The 16642-nt window shown below is 73.5% G+C and carries 15 protein-coding genes; all 15 read right to left on the bottom strand.

Translation table 11 applies throughout. From position 1 onward, the window contains the following. Positions 1 to 80: 80 nt before the first annotated feature. The 15 genes from araA to DDP54_RS05255 all read right to left on the bottom strand — a co-directional run bounded on the left by araA (position 81) and on the right by DDP54_RS05255 (position 16589). Positions 81 to 1589, bottom strand: a complete 1509-nt coding sequence (araA, locus tag DDP54_RS05185; RefSeq protein WP_109130844.1) for an L-arabinose isomerase — start codon at positions 1587 to 1589, stop codon at positions 81 to 83. Further along, positions 1586 to 2359, bottom strand: coding sequence for an L-ribulose-5-phosphate 4-epimerase (locus DDP54_RS05190; protein WP_109130845.1), 774 nt, complete (start codon positions 2357 to 2359; stop codon positions 1586 to 1588). The genes araA and DDP54_RS05190 overlap by 4 nt, the downstream gene beginning before the upstream one ends. Next, on the bottom strand, positions 2356 to 4167 hold the full coding sequence (gene araB / locus DDP54_RS05195) for a ribulokinase (protein WP_109132367.1): 1812 nt from the start codon (positions 4165 to 4167) through the stop codon (positions 2356 to 2358). Before araB ends, DDP54_RS05190 begins: the two co-directional genes overlap by 4 nt. Before the next feature lie 84 nt (positions 4168 to 4251). Then, positions 4252 to 5310: a LacI family DNA-binding transcriptional regulator gene (locus DDP54_RS05200; protein ID WP_242448228.1), complete on the bottom strand. Its 1059-nt coding sequence runs from the start codon at positions 5308 to 5310 to the stop codon at positions 4252 to 4254. A gap of 8 nt (positions 5311 to 5318) precedes the next feature. After that, the gene (gene proC, locus DDP54_RS05205) at positions 5319 to 6182 is read right to left on the bottom strand and encodes a pyrroline-5-carboxylate reductase (protein ID WP_242448229.1); all 864 of its coding nucleotides are present in this window, start codon (positions 6180 to 6182) and stop codon (positions 5319 to 5321) included. A gap of 109 nt (positions 6183 to 6291) precedes the next feature. Continuing rightward, entirely contained in the window at positions 6292 to 7023 is a 732-nt protein-coding gene (locus tag DDP54_RS05210; protein ID WP_109130847.1) for an ABC transporter permease, read from the bottom strand. After that, positions 7020 to 7775, bottom strand: coding sequence for an ABC transporter ATP-binding protein (locus tag DDP54_RS05215; protein ID WP_109130848.1), 756 nt, complete (start codon positions 7773 to 7775; stop codon positions 7020 to 7022). The genes DDP54_RS05210 and DDP54_RS05215 overlap by 4 nt, the downstream gene beginning before the upstream one ends. Positions 7776 to 7840: 65 nt before the next feature. Then, positions 7841 to 8539, bottom strand: a complete 699-nt coding sequence (locus DDP54_RS05220) for a DUF5666 domain-containing protein (RefSeq protein WP_109130849.1) — start codon at positions 8537 to 8539, stop codon at positions 7841 to 7843. Between the two features lie 130 nt (positions 8540 to 8669). After that, on the bottom strand, positions 8670 to 10028 hold the full coding sequence (locus DDP54_RS05225) for a biotin/lipoyl-binding protein (RefSeq protein WP_109130850.1): 1359 nt from the start codon (positions 10026 to 10028) through the stop codon (positions 8670 to 8672). Positions 10029 to 10201: 173 nt separating this feature from the next. Continuing rightward, positions 10202 to 10789, bottom strand: coding sequence for a DUF5666 domain-containing protein (locus DDP54_RS05230; RefSeq protein WP_109130851.1), 588 nt, complete (start codon positions 10787 to 10789; stop codon positions 10202 to 10204). Positions 10790 to 10851: 62 nt separating this feature from the next. Further along, positions 10852 to 12072 carry an ABC transporter permease gene (locus tag DDP54_RS05235; RefSeq protein ID WP_109130852.1) on the bottom strand — a complete coding sequence of 407 codons (1221 nt, stop codon included), beginning with the start codon at positions 12070 to 12072 and terminating at the stop codon, positions 10852 to 10854. Continuing rightward, positions 12069 to 12812 (bottom strand): ABC transporter ATP-binding protein, encoded by a 744-nt coding sequence (locus DDP54_RS05240; RefSeq protein WP_109130853.1) that lies wholly within the window; start codon positions 12810 to 12812, stop codon positions 12069 to 12071. The genes DDP54_RS05235 and DDP54_RS05240 overlap by 4 nt, the downstream gene beginning before the upstream one ends. Continuing rightward, positions 12809 to 14185 carry a biotin/lipoyl-binding protein gene (locus tag DDP54_RS05245; protein WP_146192363.1) on the bottom strand — a complete coding sequence of 459 codons (1377 nt, stop codon included), beginning with the start codon at positions 14183 to 14185 and terminating at the stop codon, positions 12809 to 12811. Before DDP54_RS05245 ends, DDP54_RS05240 begins: the two co-directional genes overlap by 4 nt. A 63-nt stretch (positions 14186 to 14248) precedes the next feature. After that, a complete protein-coding gene (locus tag DDP54_RS05250) occupies positions 14249 to 15847 on the bottom strand; it encodes a methyltransferase (protein ID WP_109132369.1) in 1599 nt (532 codons plus the stop codon). A 67-nt stretch (positions 15848 to 15914) separates the two neighbouring features. Further along, positions 15915 to 16589 carry an endonuclease/exonuclease/phosphatase family protein gene (locus DDP54_RS05255; protein ID WP_146192364.1) on the bottom strand — a complete coding sequence of 225 codons (675 nt, stop codon included), beginning with the start codon at positions 16587 to 16589 and terminating at the stop codon, positions 15915 to 15917. Positions 16590 to 16642 lie beyond the last annotated feature (53 nt).

A 16642-nucleotide genomic window follows, 5' to 3' on the forward strand; every position in this document is an offset into this window, starting at 1 on the left:
TCAGGTTAGCGCTCACATCGGCATGCTGACCGCCATGGCGGGTCACATGTCTATAACACTTGAACTCAGTTTGGTGACGGTCAGAGGCTCTGGGCGAGCCGGTAGTAGGCCGCGTTCCAGCGAACCTCCTGGCGGAAGCCGCGCCGCGTCGTGTCCTTGTCGATCACGAGCAGCTCGGTCCTGGCGATCTCGGCGAAGTCCTCGAACGCGTCGACGCCGACGGCCGTCGTCAGCACCGTGTGGTGCGCCCCGCCCGCGGTCAGCCAGGCCTCGGCGGACGTGGCGAAGTCGGGCTGCGGCTTCCAGACGGCACGCGCGACGGGGAGCTTCGGCAGCGCCTCGTCGGGCGGGACGATGTCGACGACGTTGGCCGTCAGCCGGAACCGGTCACGCATGTCGGCCAGCGAGACGACGACGCCGGGGCCCGAGTCGGTGTCGAAGACCAGGCGGACCGGGTCCTCCTTGCCGCCGATGCCGAGCGGGTGGATCTCGAGCGAGGGCTTCGTCGCAGTCAGCGACGGGCACACCTCGAGCATGTGCGCGCCGAGGATCTTCTCGGCACCCGGCACGAGGTTGTACGTGTAGTCCTCCATGAGCGAGGCGCCACCGGGCAGCCCGGCGCCCATCACCTTCGCGGCGCGGACGAGCACGGCCGTCTTCCAGTCGCCCTCGGCGCCGAAGCCGAAGCCCTGCGACATGAGCCGCTGGACGGCGAGGCCGGGCAGCTGGCGCAGCGCACCGAGGTCCTCGAAGTTCGTCGTGAACGCGGTCGCCCCGATCTCGCCGAGGAAGGAGAGGAGCGCGAGCTCCTGACGCGCGCCGTAGCGCAGCGAGTCGTGCCGCTCGCCGCCACGACGCAGCTCGGCGGCGACGTCGTACAGGTCCTCGTACTCCGCGACGAGCGTGTCGATGTCCGCGTCGGCGACGGCGTCGACCGCGGCCACGAGGTCATTCACGCCCCACGTGTTGACCGAGACCCCGAAGCGCAGCTCCGCCTCGGTCTTGTCCCCCTCGGTGACCGCGACGTTGCGCATGTTGTCGCCGAACCGCGCGAGCTTGAGCTCGTGCGTCGCCGACCACGCGGCCGCCGCCCGCACCCAGGTGCCGATCGACGCGGTCACGGCCGGGTTCGAGACGTGACCCACGACGGTCTTGCGGGCGACCCCGAGCCGGGTCTGGATGTAGCCGAACTCACGGTCGCCGTGCGCGGCCTGGTTCAGGTTCATGAAGTCCATGTCGATCGTCGACCACGGCAGCTCGACGTTGGCCTGCGTGTGCAGGTGCAGCAGCGGCGTCCGCAGCGCGTCGAGACCGGCGATCCACATCTTCGCGGGCGAGAACGTGTGCATCCAGGCGATGACCCCGATGACGGCGTCGTCGGCGTTCGCGTCGAGCGCTGCCCGGCGGATGGCGCCCGAGTCGGTCAGGACGGGCTTCCAGACGATCTTGACCGGGACGTCGCCCGACGCGTCGAGCGCGCGCGCGATCTCCTGGGACTGCTCGGCGACCTGCCGCAGCGTGTCCTTGCCGTAGAGGCCCTGGCTGCCGGTGAGGAACCAGACCTCACGGTCGGCGTACGGCTTGCTCATCGCGCGTTCTCCTGATCTGCGTCGGCGTCGCCGTCGCTCGGTGGGGTGCTGCTGACTGCGGTGCTGGCCTGCCCGTACACGTTCTGGTACCGGTCGAACAGCGCGTCGATGTCGGACTGCGGGATCGGCAGGGGCTCGCCCAGCTGGCGGGAGATGTGCACGGTGCGCGCCACCTCCTCGACCATGACGGCCGCCTTGACGGCGGACTTCGCGTCCTTGCCGATCGTGAACGGGCCGTGGTTGCGCATGAGCACGGCCGGGCTCCGCGACTCCCGCAGGGTCTCGACGATGCCGCGGCCGATCGAGTCGTCGCCGATGAGCGCGAACGGGCCGATCGGCACCGGGCCGCCGAACTCGTCGGCCATCATCGTCAGGACGCACGGCACGGGCTCGGCGCGCGCGGCCCACGCGGTCGCGTACGTGGAGTGCGTGTGCACGACGCCGCCCACCTCGGGCATGTGCCGGTACACGTAGGCGTGCGCCGCGGTGTCCGACGACGGTGCGCGGGTGCCGTCGACGAGGTTCCCGTCGAGGTCGCACACGACCATCGACTCGGCGGTCAGCTCGTCGTACGTCACCCCCGAGGGCTTGATCACGAGCAGGTCGGGCGAGCCCGGGACGCTCACGCGCTGCGAGACGTTGCCCGCGGTCCACACGACGAGCCCCCACCGCGGCAGCTCGGCGTGCAGCCGGGCCACGACCTCCCGGACGCGTTCGACCTCCGCCCGGACCTCGAAGGGGTACCCGGCCAGCCCGCTCGCCCCGCTCACGCGAACACCGCCGTCGCCGAGACTGCGCTGATGGTTGTCTCAGTACCGTCGGGACCAGCCATGGGCGCAGTCTCGGCGGGGGGTGCCGGCTGGGGGGAGGTTGCTGCGCGGCGGATCGCGCGGAGTCGGTGCATCACGTCGTTCGTACCTCTTCCGAAGTAGTCGTGGAGGAGCGTGTACTCGGCGAAGATCGCGTCGTAGCGGAGCGCGTTCGGCTCGATCGGGGTGTACGCCGCGACCGTGCGCCGGCCCATGACCTGGGCGGCCGCGCGCACGTCGGGGTAGGCGCCGGCAGCGACCGCCGCGTGGATCGCCGAGCCGAGCGCCGGGCCCTGGTCGGACGCGATCGTGGACAGCGGCAGGCGCGTCACGTCGGCGTAGATCTGCATGAGCAGGGCGTTCTTGAGCAGCCCGCCCGCCACGACGAGCTCGGTGACCGGGACGCCCGAGGAGTTGAACGCCTCGACGATCGTGCGGGTGCCGAACGCGGTCGCCTCGAGGAGCGCGCGGTACTGGTCCTCCGGGGTGGTCGCGAGCGCCTGCCCGACGACGACCCCGGACAGCTCGTGGTCGACGAGCACCGAGCGGTTGCCCGAGTGCCAGTCGAGCGCGACGAGACCGTGCTCGCCGATCTGCTGACGCGCGGCGAGCTCGGTCAGGTGCTCGTGCACCGAGATCCCGCGCGCGGCGGCCGCGTCGACGTACGCCGGGGGCACCGACGTGTCGACGAACCACCCGAAGATGTCACCGACACCGGACTGCCCGGCCTCGTAGCCCCACAGGCCGTCGACGATCCCGCCGTCGACCACGCCGCACATGCCGGGGACCTCGTGGAGCGACTCGCCGTTCATCACGTGGCACGTCGAGGTGCCCATGATCGCGGTCATCTGCCCCGGCTCGACGGCGCCCGCCGCGGGGGCCGTGACGTGCGCGTCGACGTTGCCGACCGCGACCGCGATGCCCTCGGGCAGCCCGGTCCACGCGGCGGCCTCGGCGGTCAGCGTGCCGGCGGCGGCGCCGAGGCTGCCGATCTCGTGGGCGAGCTTGTCCGCGACGAAGCCCGCGAAGTCGGGGTTGAGCGCCGCGAGGAACCCCTCGCTCGGGTACGCGCCGTCCTGGTAGATGCCCTTGTACCCGGCCGTGCAGGCGTTGCGGACGTAGCGACCCGAGAGCTGCCAGACGATCCAGTCGGCGGCCTCGACCCAGTGCTCGGTCGCGTCGTAGACCTCGCGGTCCTCCTCGAGGAGCTGCAGGCCCTTGGCGAACTCCCACTCGGACGAGATGAGGCCGCCGTAGCGGTTGATCCAGGACTCGCCGCGGGCGTGGGCGAGGTCGTTGATGCGGTCGGCCTGACCCTGCGCGGCGTGGTGCTTCCACAGCTTGACGTACGCGTGCGGGCGGTCCGCGAACTGCGGCAGCTCGCTCAGCGGCGTGCCGTCGGAGGTCGTCGGGACCATCGTGCACGCGGTGAAGTCGGTGCCGATGCCGATGACGAGGCTCGGGTCGACGACGTCGGCGCCGTGCTCGGCCCGGGCGGCGGCGAGCGCGGCCGGAACGGCGGACCTGAGCACGTCGACGTAGTCGGACGGGACCTGGAGCGCCCAGTCGGGGCGCAGCGCCACGGGGGTGCCGGCGACACCGGCCGGTCCGGCGGTGAGCGTGCGGTCCATGACCGCGTGCGGGTAGGCCAGGACGGCAGAGCCGAGCTCGGCGCCGTCGTGCACCCGGACGATGACGGCCCGTCCGGAGAGCGTCCCGTAGTCGACACCCACCACGAGGGCCCGTCGGGGATCTACCGTCGTCGCCATCGAGTCGCTGTCCCGTCGCCATCGCACGGCCCCCGACGGACGTCGGTGGCCTCGGCAATGTTAACGCTCACACGGCGGGGGAAGTCAAGCCTTGCGCGGGTACGGCTCCTCGAGCGAGCTGGCGCGGACCACGAGGGTCGTCGGGATCGGCGCCAACAGCTCGTCGACGCCCGCGAGCGCATCCGTGAGTGCGCGGATCGCGAGCCGGCCGAGCGCCGCGAAGTCCTGCCGGACGGTCGTCAGCGGCGGGATGAAGTACGCCGAGCTCGAGATGTCGTCGAAGCCGACCACGGCCACGTCGTGCGGCACCCGCAGGCCCGCCTCCCAGAACGCGCGCAGCAGGCCGAGAGCGAGCTCGTCGTTCGCGGCGAACACCGCGGTCGGCGCGCCCTGGCGCGCGAGGTCCCGGCCGACCGCGTACCCGCGCTCGGCCGTCCAGTCGCCGACGATGGGCTCCGGGAGGACCAGGCCCGCCGCGGTGCACTCCGCGGTCCACCCCTCGAGCCGGGCGCGGCCGTCGAAGCAGTTGAGCGGACCGGTGAGGTGCACGATCTCGCGGTGCCCGGCCTCGATGAGGTGCCGGGTCGCCATCCGCGCGCCGTCGAACTGCTCGACGCCGACCCACCGCAGCGACTCGGTGGGCGCCTGCACCCCGGACATGACCATCACGACAGGAACCTCGGCGTCGAACGTCTCGACCGCGGCCGACGCCTCGTCCTGCGGCGCGATGATGACGATGCCCTCGACGCCCTGGCCCATGAAGTGCTCGAGCGCGCGGTGCATGGCCTCGGAGTCGAACTGGCTGATCGTCGCGACGCTGACGAAGTACCCGATGTCACGCGCCGCCCCACCGAGAGCGACCAGCGTGCTCGTCGGGCCGTACAGCGCCGACTCGGTCGTCACGACCCCGATGATCCCCGAGCGCCTGGTCACGAGCGCGCGGGCCGCGCTGTTGCGGCGGTAGCCGAGCTGGGCGATGGCGTCCTGGACCCGCGCGCGCGTCTCGGGACGCACGCTGTCGTGGTCGTTGAGCACGCGCGAGACGGTCTGGTGGGAGACGCCCGCGAGCGCGGCCACGTCGCTCATGGCCGGCGGCCGACGACGCTGCGGCGCAGAGGTGGACACGGGCACGATGGTGGACACGCGCGGTCCTACTTCGCCGACTCGGCGGCGAGCTCGCGCGAGCGGTCACGCGCAGCCTCGGCCGCAGCCACGAACGCCGCCCGGACGCCGTGCGCGTCGAGCTCGCGCACCCCGGCGACCGTCGTGCCGCCCGGGGACGACACCCGTTCGCGGAGCACGACCGGATGCTCGCCCGACTGCTGCGCGAGGGCCGCGGACCCCTCCACGGTCGCGACCGCGAGCCGGGTCGCGAGCTCGCGCGTGAGCCCGAGCAGCACCCCCGCCTCCGCGAGCGCGTCGATGACGTAGAAGACGTAGGCCGGTCCCGACCCGGAGATCGCGGTCACGGCATCGAGGTCCTTCTCGGGGACGCGGACGACGAGGCCCGTCGCACCGAGCACGCGTTCGACGAGTGCGAGGTGGTCCTCGGTCGCGTGCGTCCCCGCCGCGATCGCGCTCGCGCCGTGGCCGATGACGGCGGGAGTGTTCGGCATGACGCGCACGACCGGTGTGCCCGCCGGCAGCCGCTGCTCGTAGGCCGCGATCGGGACACCCGCCGCGACGCTGACGACGAGGGTGCCCGGACGCAGCGCCGGGGCGATCTCGTCGAGCACCTCCGGCACGACGGCGGGCTTGAGCGCGATGAGGACGACGTCGGCCCGGCGCACCGCGGTCGGGTTCGTCTCGGAGGAGTTGACGCCGTACAGCTGCGAGAGCTCCGTCGCGCGCGCCGCGTAGCGCTCGGTCACGTCCACGTCGTCGGCCGACCAGCCGGCCTGCAGCACCGCCGCGACGAGCGTGGCGCCCATGACACCGCCGCCCAGCACCGCCACGTGCATACCTGGTACCGCCGTGGGGGTCTCGTCCGTCGTCGTGCCCTCGTCGTCGGCCATCATGTCCTCGTCGTCGCGTGCCCGTCACCTGGGGGTGAGCCTAGCCACAGCACGAGGCCGTCATCGCGAGATCAGGCGCGATCGGGCGCGCGGACCCCCGCTCGGGTCGTCAGGGCGTGCGGCGGCGCAGCGTCGTCGACCCGACCACGACGGCCAGCGTGATGAAGCCGACGATCACGAGCACGTCGTCGCGGACGTCCGTGAACGTCGCGCCCACCTCGAGCCGCTGCAGCGCGTCGATGCCGTACGTGAGCGGGAGCACGCGCGAGATCGCCTCGAGCACCGACGGCATCGCCGCCCGCGGGATGAGCAGGCCGCACGTGATGAGCTGGGGGAACAAGAACACCGGCATCATCTGCACCGCCTGGAACTCGGTGCGGGCGAGCGCCGAGGCGGCCAGGCCCAACGTCGAGCCGAGGATCGCGTCGAGCACCGCGACGAGCATGATCAGGCCCAGCGATCCCCGGCTGTTCATGCCGAGCACCCCGACCGTGAAGGACGTCAGCACGACGGCCTGGACCACCGCGAGCAGCGCGAACGCGACCGCGTAGCCCGCGATCACGTCGCCCTTGCCGATCGGGCTCGCCATGAGGCGCTCGAGCGTGCCCGTCGTGCGCTCGCGCAGCGTCGCGACGCTGGTCACGATGAACATCACGATGAGCGGGAACAGCCCGAGCAGGAGCGGGCCGAACTGGTCGAGCACCGGGGTGCCCTCGAACATCCACGAGATCAGCCACAGCAGCAGGCACGGCAGCAGGAGCAGGATCGCGATCGTCCGCGGGTCGTGCCGGACCTGCGACAGCACCCGCCCCGCGGTCGCCCACGTCAGGCGCGCGCTCATCGGTCCTCCTCCGGTCGGCGGCGCTGATGGTCGACGAGCTCCAGGAACGCGTGCTCGACGTCCGGGGCGCCGGTCTCCTCGAGCAGGTCCGGGAGCGTCGCATCGGCGATGACCTCGCCGTCGCGGAGCAGCACCAGCCGGTCGCAGCGCGTCGCCTCGTCCATCACGTGGCTCGAGACGAGCAGCGACGTCCCGCGTTCGGCGAGGCGCCCGAACAGGTCCCACAGGTCGCGGCGCAGCACCGGGTCGAGCCCGACCGTCGGCTCGTCGAGCACGAGCAGGTCGGGCGAGGCCAGCAGTGCGACCGCGAGCGACACGCGCGACCGCTCGCCGCCCGACAGCCGGTCGACCCGGCGTCCGGCCATCCGGGCGAGGTCGACGTCCTCGATCGCACGGTCCACGTCCCCCGGACCCGCGTGCGCGACGGCGGCGAAGTACCGGAGGTTCTCGGTGATCGTCAGGTCGCCGTACACGCTCGGGGCCTGCGTCACGTACCCGACGCGTCGGCGCAGGTCCGGGTGCCCGGCGGGCAGGCCGAGCACCTCGACCGTGCCGCTCTCGACGGTCTGGACGCCGACGATCGCCCGCATCAGCGTCGTCTTGCCGCTCCCGCTCGGGCCCAGCAGCCCGACGACCTGCCCGGCCGGGACCAGCAGGTCGAGGCCCGGCAGGACGACGACACCGCGCCGGCCGCCGCGCACGACGCGCAGGGCCTCGATCCGGATGGCGACGTCCGCGGCGTGGTGGCCCATGCGCACACCTTGGCCGCTCGACCGGGTGCGGTCAACGACGGCTCGCGGGCGACGGCGGCTCGCAATCAGCTGGTCGGCGCCGGGTTCGCCTCCGGCCGAGCGCCGTCGCCCTGGCCGCCGAAGCCACCGAACCCGCCGGTGCCCTCACTGATCCGCTGCGCCGCGACCGAGCCGTCCGCCGCGGCCTCCCCGACGACCGTCACCGTGTCGCCGGTCGCGAGCGATGACACGTCCGACTCGGCCGTCGTCGACACCGTCGTGCTCGACGTGGTCGTGACCGTGACGGTCGTGCCGTCCGACGTCGTGATCGTGAGCGTGGAGCCGTCGATCGACGTGATCTTCCCGGACGTGAAGCCGCCCGGGCCGCCGAGGGCCCCCGCGTCGTCGGCTCCGCCGGTCCGGCCGACACCGGCGGCACTGCCCGCGCCGCCTGGACCACCCGCTCCACCGAAGGCCCGGCCGTTCCCGGCGAAGCCGCCGGCGGCGTCCTGGGCGGTCGCGGTCGACGAGGTGGCGTGGCCGACGAGCAGCCCGCCGGCGAACAGCAGGGCCGCCACGACGGCACCGGCGAGGATCGTCGTCACCGACGGCCGACCGCGGGTCGGGATCGAGGCGCGGACCGGCTCGGCGATGGCCGCGGGTCGCTGCGCGAGGAGGTCCTCAGCGGGGATCCCGTGCTGCGGCTGCGCAGGGTTCGGCTCCGCGGGGTTCGGCTGCGCGGGGTTCGGCTGCGCGGGGTTCGGCTGCGGGTCGGGGGTCGTCATGGTCGTGCCTCTCGTGCGGGGGTGAGTGGGCTGTCGGACGGGCCCGTGGTTCCGATCGCTCGGGTCGGTGCAGGCGCGCGCCGGGCGGGTTCGCCGAACGCCCCCGCGGAGGTGGGTGGCGCGCCAGCCATCAGCCGCCGTTCCGGCCGCCGGTGAACCCGGCGCCGCCCGGGAACGCGCCCGCGCCGCCGAAGCTGCCCCGGAGCTGCTGCAGGTTCGTCGTCGTGACCGCGGTGTCGAGGGAGACCTCGACCGTGTCACCCGCTGCGACGCCCGCGACGACCTGGGTCGTCGAGTCGCCCTGCAGGCCGATCGTCACGGCCGTCGGGGTCGTCGTGCCGTCGGCCGCGACGAGCCGGACCGTTCCCGTCGTCGTGCCGTCCGCCGCCACCGTCCCGACCGTCACCGCGGTGCTCGGCAGCGTGACCACGTCGACCGCCTGGGCGGTCGTCACCGTGACGTCCGCGGTCTGCCCGAGCCTGACACCGGCGGGCGGGGCGTCGAGCGTGAGGGTCGCCGCGTACGTGACCACGCCGTTGGTCGTCGTGCCGGTCGGCGAGATCGAGGTGACCGTGGCCGTCGCGGACGCGCTCGGGACGGCGGGGAACGTCACCGCGGCGGACTGACCCACGCTGAGGTGGGCCGCGTCGGCCTCCGCGAACGACGCCGAGGTCGTCAGGACCGTCAGGTCGGCGATCGTCACGAAGCCGCTCGACGCGGTCGTCGCCGACGAGGAGCTCGCGCCCGTCGACCCGCTCGACCCGCTCGACGCGCTGCCCACCGTCGAGCCGACTGTGGCGCCGACCGCCGTGACGGTGCCCGCGATCGGCGCGGTCAGCACCGCCTTGCCGACGTTCTCCTGCGCTGTCGCGAGGTCCGCCTTGGCCTGCGCCACCGCAGCCACGGCGGTCGTCACCTGGGACGTCGCGCTGCTGACCTGGGCCTTCGCGTTCGTGACCTGGGAAGCGGAGCCCTGGGTCGTCGTGACGCCCGTCGGGCTCGTCGTCGTGGTCGCCAGCGCCGTCTGCGCGTCGGCCAGCGACTGCTTCGCGGCCGTGAGCTGGAGGCCCGCAGTCGTCACCTGCTGCTGCGCGCTCGTCACCGTGGCCTGCGCCTGCGTGACCGCGTCGTCGAGCGCGGCGGTGTCGAGCGTCCCGAGCCGCTGCCCGACCGTCACGACGTCGCCGACCTTGACGTCGACGGTCGCGACCGTCCCGGCGACGACGAACGTCGGGGACGACGTCGTCGCGGCGGCGATGTTGCCCTGCGCGGAGATGGTCGAGGTGACCGTGCCGACCGTGGCCGTCGCGGTACGGACGGTCGCGCCGGTCTCCGCCTGGGCGCTCGACGGGTGCAGGTACCACCAGGTGCCCGCGCCGGTCAGGGCGAGCACGGCGACGAGCCCGGCGTTCGTCAGGGTCTTCGCGCGACTGCCGCGCCGTGGCGCGCGCGCACCTGCCGTCCGCTCCGCGCGGGACATCCGAGTCATGACGTCACCCTGGCGGGGGTTGCTGAGATTCCTCCTGGGTAACTTGTGTGCCACCTATGGATCTGCTGACAGTGCGCCGCCACGCCCGCGCCCCCGCCCGCCGCGCAGGGGGCAGGGGCCGGGGGCACGGGCCGAGGGTGCCGGGCCGAGGGGGGCCGGGCCCAGGGGAAGGGTCAGCTCTGGGCGCCGCCCGGCAGGCCGAACCCGGTCGAGCCCTCGGTGATCGCCTGGGCCGCGACCGAGCTGTCGTCGGCGGTCTGGCCGACGACCGTCACGGTGTCGCCCACGGCGAGCGCCGAGACGTCCGCGTCGGCGGTCTGCGACACGGTGGTGTCGGAGCTCGTCGTGACCGTGACCGTGGTGCCATCGGACGTCGTGATCGTCAGCGTCGAGCCGTCGATCGACGCGATCTCCCCGGACGTGAACCCGCCCGGGCCGCCCGATCCGGAGCCGCCGCCGGCCGCGATCCCGCCGCCCGTCGCGCCGTAGCCACCCGCACCGCCCGGCATGCCGTTCGCACCGGGTCCCGTCTGGGCCGTGGTGCTCGACCCCGTGGCGTGCCCGACGAGCAGGCCGCCCGCGAACAGGACGGCCGCGCCGACGACGCCGCCCAGGATCATCGTGAGCGACGGCCGGCGACGGGGTGCCGCCGCGATCGGCGCGGGACCGGCGAGGACCGCGGGCCGCTGCGCGAGGAGGTCCTGCGCGAGGAGGTCCTCGGCGACGTCGTTCCTGGCGGGGGTGGGGCTGGGGATCGTCATGGTGCTGCCTTTCGTCACGGGGAGGTCGAGCGGGTGTCGTCCGAGGGGGTCAGGGGATGGGCTCACTCGTGCCTCAACGCGTCGACCGGGCGCATCTTGGCGGCGCGGAAGGCGGGGTAGCCCCCGAAGAACACGCCGATCCCGATGGACACACCCAGGGCCAGGACCACCGAGGAGCCGACGATCGCCGGCTTCACGCCGAGGATCTCGAACTGCGAGCCGATGACCGCACCGAGCACCCCGAGCGCCCCGCCGAGCAGCGACAGCAGGGTCGCCTCCGTCAGGAACTGGCCGAGGATCGCGCCGCGGGTCGCGCCGAGCGCCTTGCGGATCCCGATCTCCCGGGTCCGCTCCGTGACGGTCACGAGCATGATGTTCGTGACCCCGATGCCCCCGACGAGCAGGGAGATGCCGGCGACCGCGGCGAGCATCGCCGAGAACGTCGAGGCGGTCGACGTGCTGGCGGCGAGGAGCTGCGCCTGGTTGCTGATCGTGTAGGTCGCGTCGTCGGTGCTCTCGATCTTGAGCTCCGTGTTGATGACGGTCGTGGCCTCGGCCTCGGCCACGTCGACCGCGCCCGCGTCGGAGGCCTGCAGCACGATCGAGGAGAGGTTGCCGTAGCCGGCGATCGACTGCTGGACCCGGGTCAGCGGGACGACGAGCACGTTGTTGGTGCTCTCCGTCCCGGTCGAGTCCTTGGCCGCCATGACGCCGTTCACGAGGTACGGCGTCGAGCCGACGACGACGGTCTGACCGACCGGGTCGACATAGTCGGCGTCGCCCTGCGAGCCGAACAGCGTCGTGGCCAGCTCGGCGCCGATCACCACGACCCGGCGCGACTGCGTGAGGTCGTTCGCGGTGAACGCCGTGCCCTGGGCGACCTTGGAGCTCGTCACGTCGAAGTAGTTCGCCGTCGTGCCGATGATCTGCGCGGTCGTCGAGCTCGTCCCGGCCGTGATGGTCTGCGAGCTCGTGACCTCGGGGACGACGGCGATCAGCGCCGTCGCGTCGCCCGAGTCGACCGACGACTGGAGCGCGTCGGCCACGCCGGTCGTGAGGTCCTGGAAGCGGATCCCGCCGCCGGAGCCCGACCGGACCGTGAGCGTCGTCGTCCCGAGCGAGTCGATCTGGTCCGAGACGGCCTTCGCCGAACCGGCACCCACGCCGACGAGCAGGATGACCGACCCGACCCCGATGAGGACCCCGAGCAGGGTCAGGACCGAGCGCATCGGGTTCGACGTCATCCCCCGCAGGGACGACCGCAGGATCTCCATGGCGTTCATGCGACGTCCTCGGTGTGCGTGCCGAACCCGCCGAGCGAGGGGGTCGACGGGCCGTCGGACACGATGCGTCCGTCCCGCATCCGCACGACGCGACGCGTGCGTGCGGCGACGTCCGGCTCGTGGGTGATCAGGACGATCGTGCGACCCATGGTCCCGAGCCGCTCGAACACGTCGAGGACCTCCTCGGTCGAGCGCGAGTCGAGGTTGCCCGTCGGCTCGTCCGCGAGGATGAGCGCCGGGGCGTTGACGAGCGAGCGAGCCACCGCGACGCGCTGCTGCTGGCCGCCCGAGAGCTGGTTCGGGCGGTGGCCGGCCCGCGGGGCGAGCCCCACGAGCTCGAGCGCGGCCTGTGCCCGGTCCCGGCGCTCACCGGCGCCCACCCCGGCGTACAGCATGGGCAGCTCGACGTTCGCGCGGGCCGTCATGCTCGGGATCAGGTTGAACGACTGGAAGATGAAGCCGATCGACCGGTTGCGGACCGCCGAGAGCTGCTTCTCGCTCAGCGTGGACACGTCGGTCCCGTCGAGCCGGTAGGTCCCCTCGGTGGGGACGTCCAGGCAGCCAAGGATGTTCATCATCGTCGACTTGCCCGAGCCAGAGGCGCCCATCACGGCCACGAACTCGCCGGTCTCGACCATGAGGTCGACACCGTCGACGGCCCGCACCTCGCCCTCACCCTCGCCGTACACCTTGTGGATCCCGCGCAGCTCGAGGACCGGGGGACGCAGGGCGCCGGTCATCCGTTGCCACCAGGCCCGCCCTGGAAGCCGCCGGCGGGCAACTGACCGCCGCCGCCGCCGAACTGGGAGGTGGTCGTGGTCGTCGTCGTGCCGACCGCGGTGTCGAGAGAGACCACGACGGTGTCACCCTCCGCCACGCCCGACACGATCTGGGTGGTGGTGTCGCCCTGCACCCCGATCGTCACGGTCGTCACGGTCGTGGTGCCGTCGGCCGCCTGCAGGCTGACGGTCCCGGTCGTCGTGCCGTCGGCGGCCGTGGTGCCGACCGTGACCGCGTTGCTCGGCAGCGTGATCGCGTCGGTCGCCTGCGCTGTCGTCACAGTGACGTCGGCGGTCTGACCGAGCCGGACCCCGGCCGGGGCCGAGTCGAGGGTGATCGTCGCGGCGTAGGTCACGACGCTGTTGGTGGCGGTGCCGGTCGGTGAGATCGAGGTGACCTTCGCGGTGGCGGTCGCGCCGTCGACCGCGGGGAACGTCACCGCTGCGACCTGCCCGACGCTGAGCTGGGCCGCGTCGGCCTCCGCGAACGACGCCGAGGTCGTCAGGACCGTCATGTCGGCGATCGTCACGAACCCGCTCGAGGCCGTCGACGTCGTCCCGGTCGTGGTCGCGGCGGTCGTGGTCCCGCTCGCGGAGCTGCTCGACGAGCCCCCGCTGACCGTCGAGCCGGCCGTACCCGTAACCGCGGTGACGGTGCCGGCGATGGGCGCGGTCAGCACCGCCTTGGAGACGTTCGCCTTGGCGGTCGCGAGGTCGGTCGTGGCCTGCGTCAGGGAAGCCTGCGCCGTCGTCACCTGGGCGGCAGCGTTGTTGACCTGCGCCTTCGCGCTCGTGACCTGCGACGCGCTGCCCTTGCTCGTCGTCGTCGACACGCCCGTGCTGGGATCGGTCGTCGTCGTGGTGGTCGCGAGCGCGGTCTGGGCCTCCGACAGCGACTGCTGGGCCGCCGTCAGCTGCAGGCCTGCGGTCGTGACCTGCGCCTTCGCGCTCGCCACCTGCGCCTGCGCCTGCGTCACCGCGTCGTCGAGGTCGCTCGTGTCGAGGGTCCCGAGCTGCTGCCCGACCGTGACCACGTCACCGACCTTGACGTCGACCGTCGCGACGGTCCCCGACACCGCGAACGACGGGGACGCCGTCGTCGCCGCCGCGATGCTGCCCTGAGCCGAGATGGTCGTGGACACCGTCCCGACGGTCGCGGTCGCGGTCCGCGCCGTCGCGCTGCTGTCGGCCTGCGCGGCCGAGGGGTGCAAGAACCACCACGTGCCGCCCGCGGTCAGGGCGAGGGCTCCCACCAGGAAGCTGTTGATGAGGAGCTTGGTGCGGCGGGACCTGCCGCGCGCACCGCCTCGGTCTGTTCGCGTCTTTCGGCTCATGACCCGAAGACTCCCGGCGGGGGCTGGGACCCCCGCCAGCGGACCCTATGACCCGCCTGTGAATCAGGCGGGGGCCAGCAGCCCGTCCAGGACGAGCCCGCGCACGGACGGGACGACGTCGGCCGCGACCTCGGCGGCCCCGACGCCGAGCAGCGACCCGAGCGCCCCGACGATCTGCCCGACCGTCAGCTCGCCGTCGCACGCCCCGACGAACCCCGCGAGCGCTGTGCCCGCCCGGACCGTGCGGCCGAACCCGCGCCCCTGGCATAGCAGCACGACGCTCGGGTCCGCGTCCCCGGGCGTCAGGTAGCGCTCCTCGGTGACGTCCCCCGCGACGACAAGATGCTCGACAGCGATCGCGTCGTCGTCCCTCGTGGCGAGCCAGTCGTGGGCCGCGATCGTCGCGGCCACGACGGGTCCGAGCGGCTGGCGGACCGAGCCCGTGACCTCCTCGAGCCGGCGCAGCGTCGCCGGACCGGACACCGGCCGCCGCAGGGTCACGATCCCGAAGCCGATCGCCTCGACGTCCCGCGACGCGAAGTCGTCGAGCCACGCGCCGTAGCGCCCCGCCCACGCCGGCCTGTCACGGTCCGGGGTCGTGCCGCCGTCGCGGATCCACGTCTCGGCGTACTGCGCCGGGTCCTGGAGCTCGCGCTGCACGACCCAGCCGTCGAGGCCCGACTCGTCGAGCCACTCCCCCACGCGCTCGTGCCACTCCTCGCCGCGACGCACCTCCCAGTTGCCGAGCAGCTGCGCGACCCCGCCCGGTGCGAGCACGGCGCCGACGCCCGTCACGAGCTCGCGCACGATCGCGTCGCCCGCGCGACCGCCGTCGCGGTACTCGTACGCGGGGACCCCGGCGACCCGTGGGGTGATGACGAACGGCGGGTTCGAGACGACGAGGTCGAACAGCTCCTCTCCCGCACCGGTGACCGGCTCGAGCATCGAGCCCGCGCGCAGCTCGAACCTGCCGGGCGCGAGCCCCGCGAGCTCGGCGTTGAACCGGGCGAAGGCCAGGGCGCGGTGGGAGATGTCCGTGCCGACGACCCTCGCGGCATGACGGCTCGCGTGCAGCGCCTGGATGCCGCAGCCCGTGCCGAGGTCGAGCACGCGCCGGCGCGGGTCCCGGACGGTGACCTGCGCGAGCGTCGTGGACGCGCCGCCGACGCCGAGGACATGGTCGGTCCGCAGTGCGCGGCCGGTCGCGAGCTCGCCGAGGTCGGACGCGATCCACCAGTCGACCGCGCCGGACGCGTCGTGGCCGTCGGCCGGGTCGAGCCCGTCGACCGCCTCGTAGGGACGCAGGTCGACGCGCGCGTGGACGGCGTCACCGGGCCCGGACCCCGCGGCCTCGACCAGCCCGAGCCGCTCGGCGCCCGCGACACCGAGCGTCCCGAACGCCCCCTCGGCCGCGGCGCGCGACACCTCGACGCCCAGGACGAACGCCCTGACCAGCGTGGCACGGGGGTCGGCGCGGACGCCTGCGACGTCGGCGGTCGCCCGGAGCGCCGGGACCGGCTCCTCGCGGTGCAGCGCGGCGGACGCCACCGGGCCGAGCAGGTCCTCGACGCCGTCGACCGTGTACCCCGCGACGGTGAGGTCGCGGCGCAGGGCGTCGAGCAGCGCGCGGTCGGGGCGGAGGGTGTCGGCCGGTTCGCTCACCGGACCATCCTGCCGTCTGTGGGCGCGCGGCAGCGCGGGGTTCAGGAGCGCGGGGTGCGCCGGTGCGTCAGTGCGGCAGCGCGAGGTCCGCGACGACCGGGCGGTGGTCACTCCCACGCTCGGCAGCTGTGCCGGACGGGACGTGCGAGGCGACGACGCGCAGCCCGTCGCTCACCAGGACCACGTCGATGCGCTGACCGGGCCGCAGCGCGGTGAACGTCGGCTGGGGGTCGGTCGCGGAGTCGCGCAGGTGCACGCCGAACCGCGCCCAGGCCGGACCGTCCGGCAGCTCGTTCAGGTCGCCGACGACGACGCACTGCCCACCCGCGTCGAGCCGGGACCGGACGTCGGCCAGGATGCGGGTCACGTGCCGGGCGCGCTCGGCCGGGTCGAGCGAGAGGTGCACGACGACGACCTGCACGCCCGCGACCGTCGCGCGCGCGTACCCGCGCGGGATCGGCGGCGCGAGGAGCTCCCGACGCCCGAGCATCGGGAGCCGGACCGCGGCGGCGGCCTCGACCGTGCCCACGCGGAGATCGGCGACGAGCAGCGCCGTCGTGCGCGCGCCGTGCCCCGTGACGACCGGCCGCATGCCGACGTCGGCCGCGAACCGGCGCAGGCGCGCGGCACCGACCGGTCCGCGCGGCGGTTCCTGGATGCCGAGGACGTCGGGGTCGGCGTCCCGGACGACCTGCGCGGCAGCCTCGGCGTCGACCGACAGGCCCTTCACGTTGTAGGTCATGATGCGGAGGCGATCGGGCTCGGGCACGTCTCCGAGTCTGCCGGGCGGACGTG

It is taken from the genome of Cellulomonas sp. WB94 (assembly GCF_003115775.1).
GTDB lineage: Bacteria > Actinomycetota > Actinomycetes > Actinomycetales > Cellulomonadaceae > Cellulomonas_A.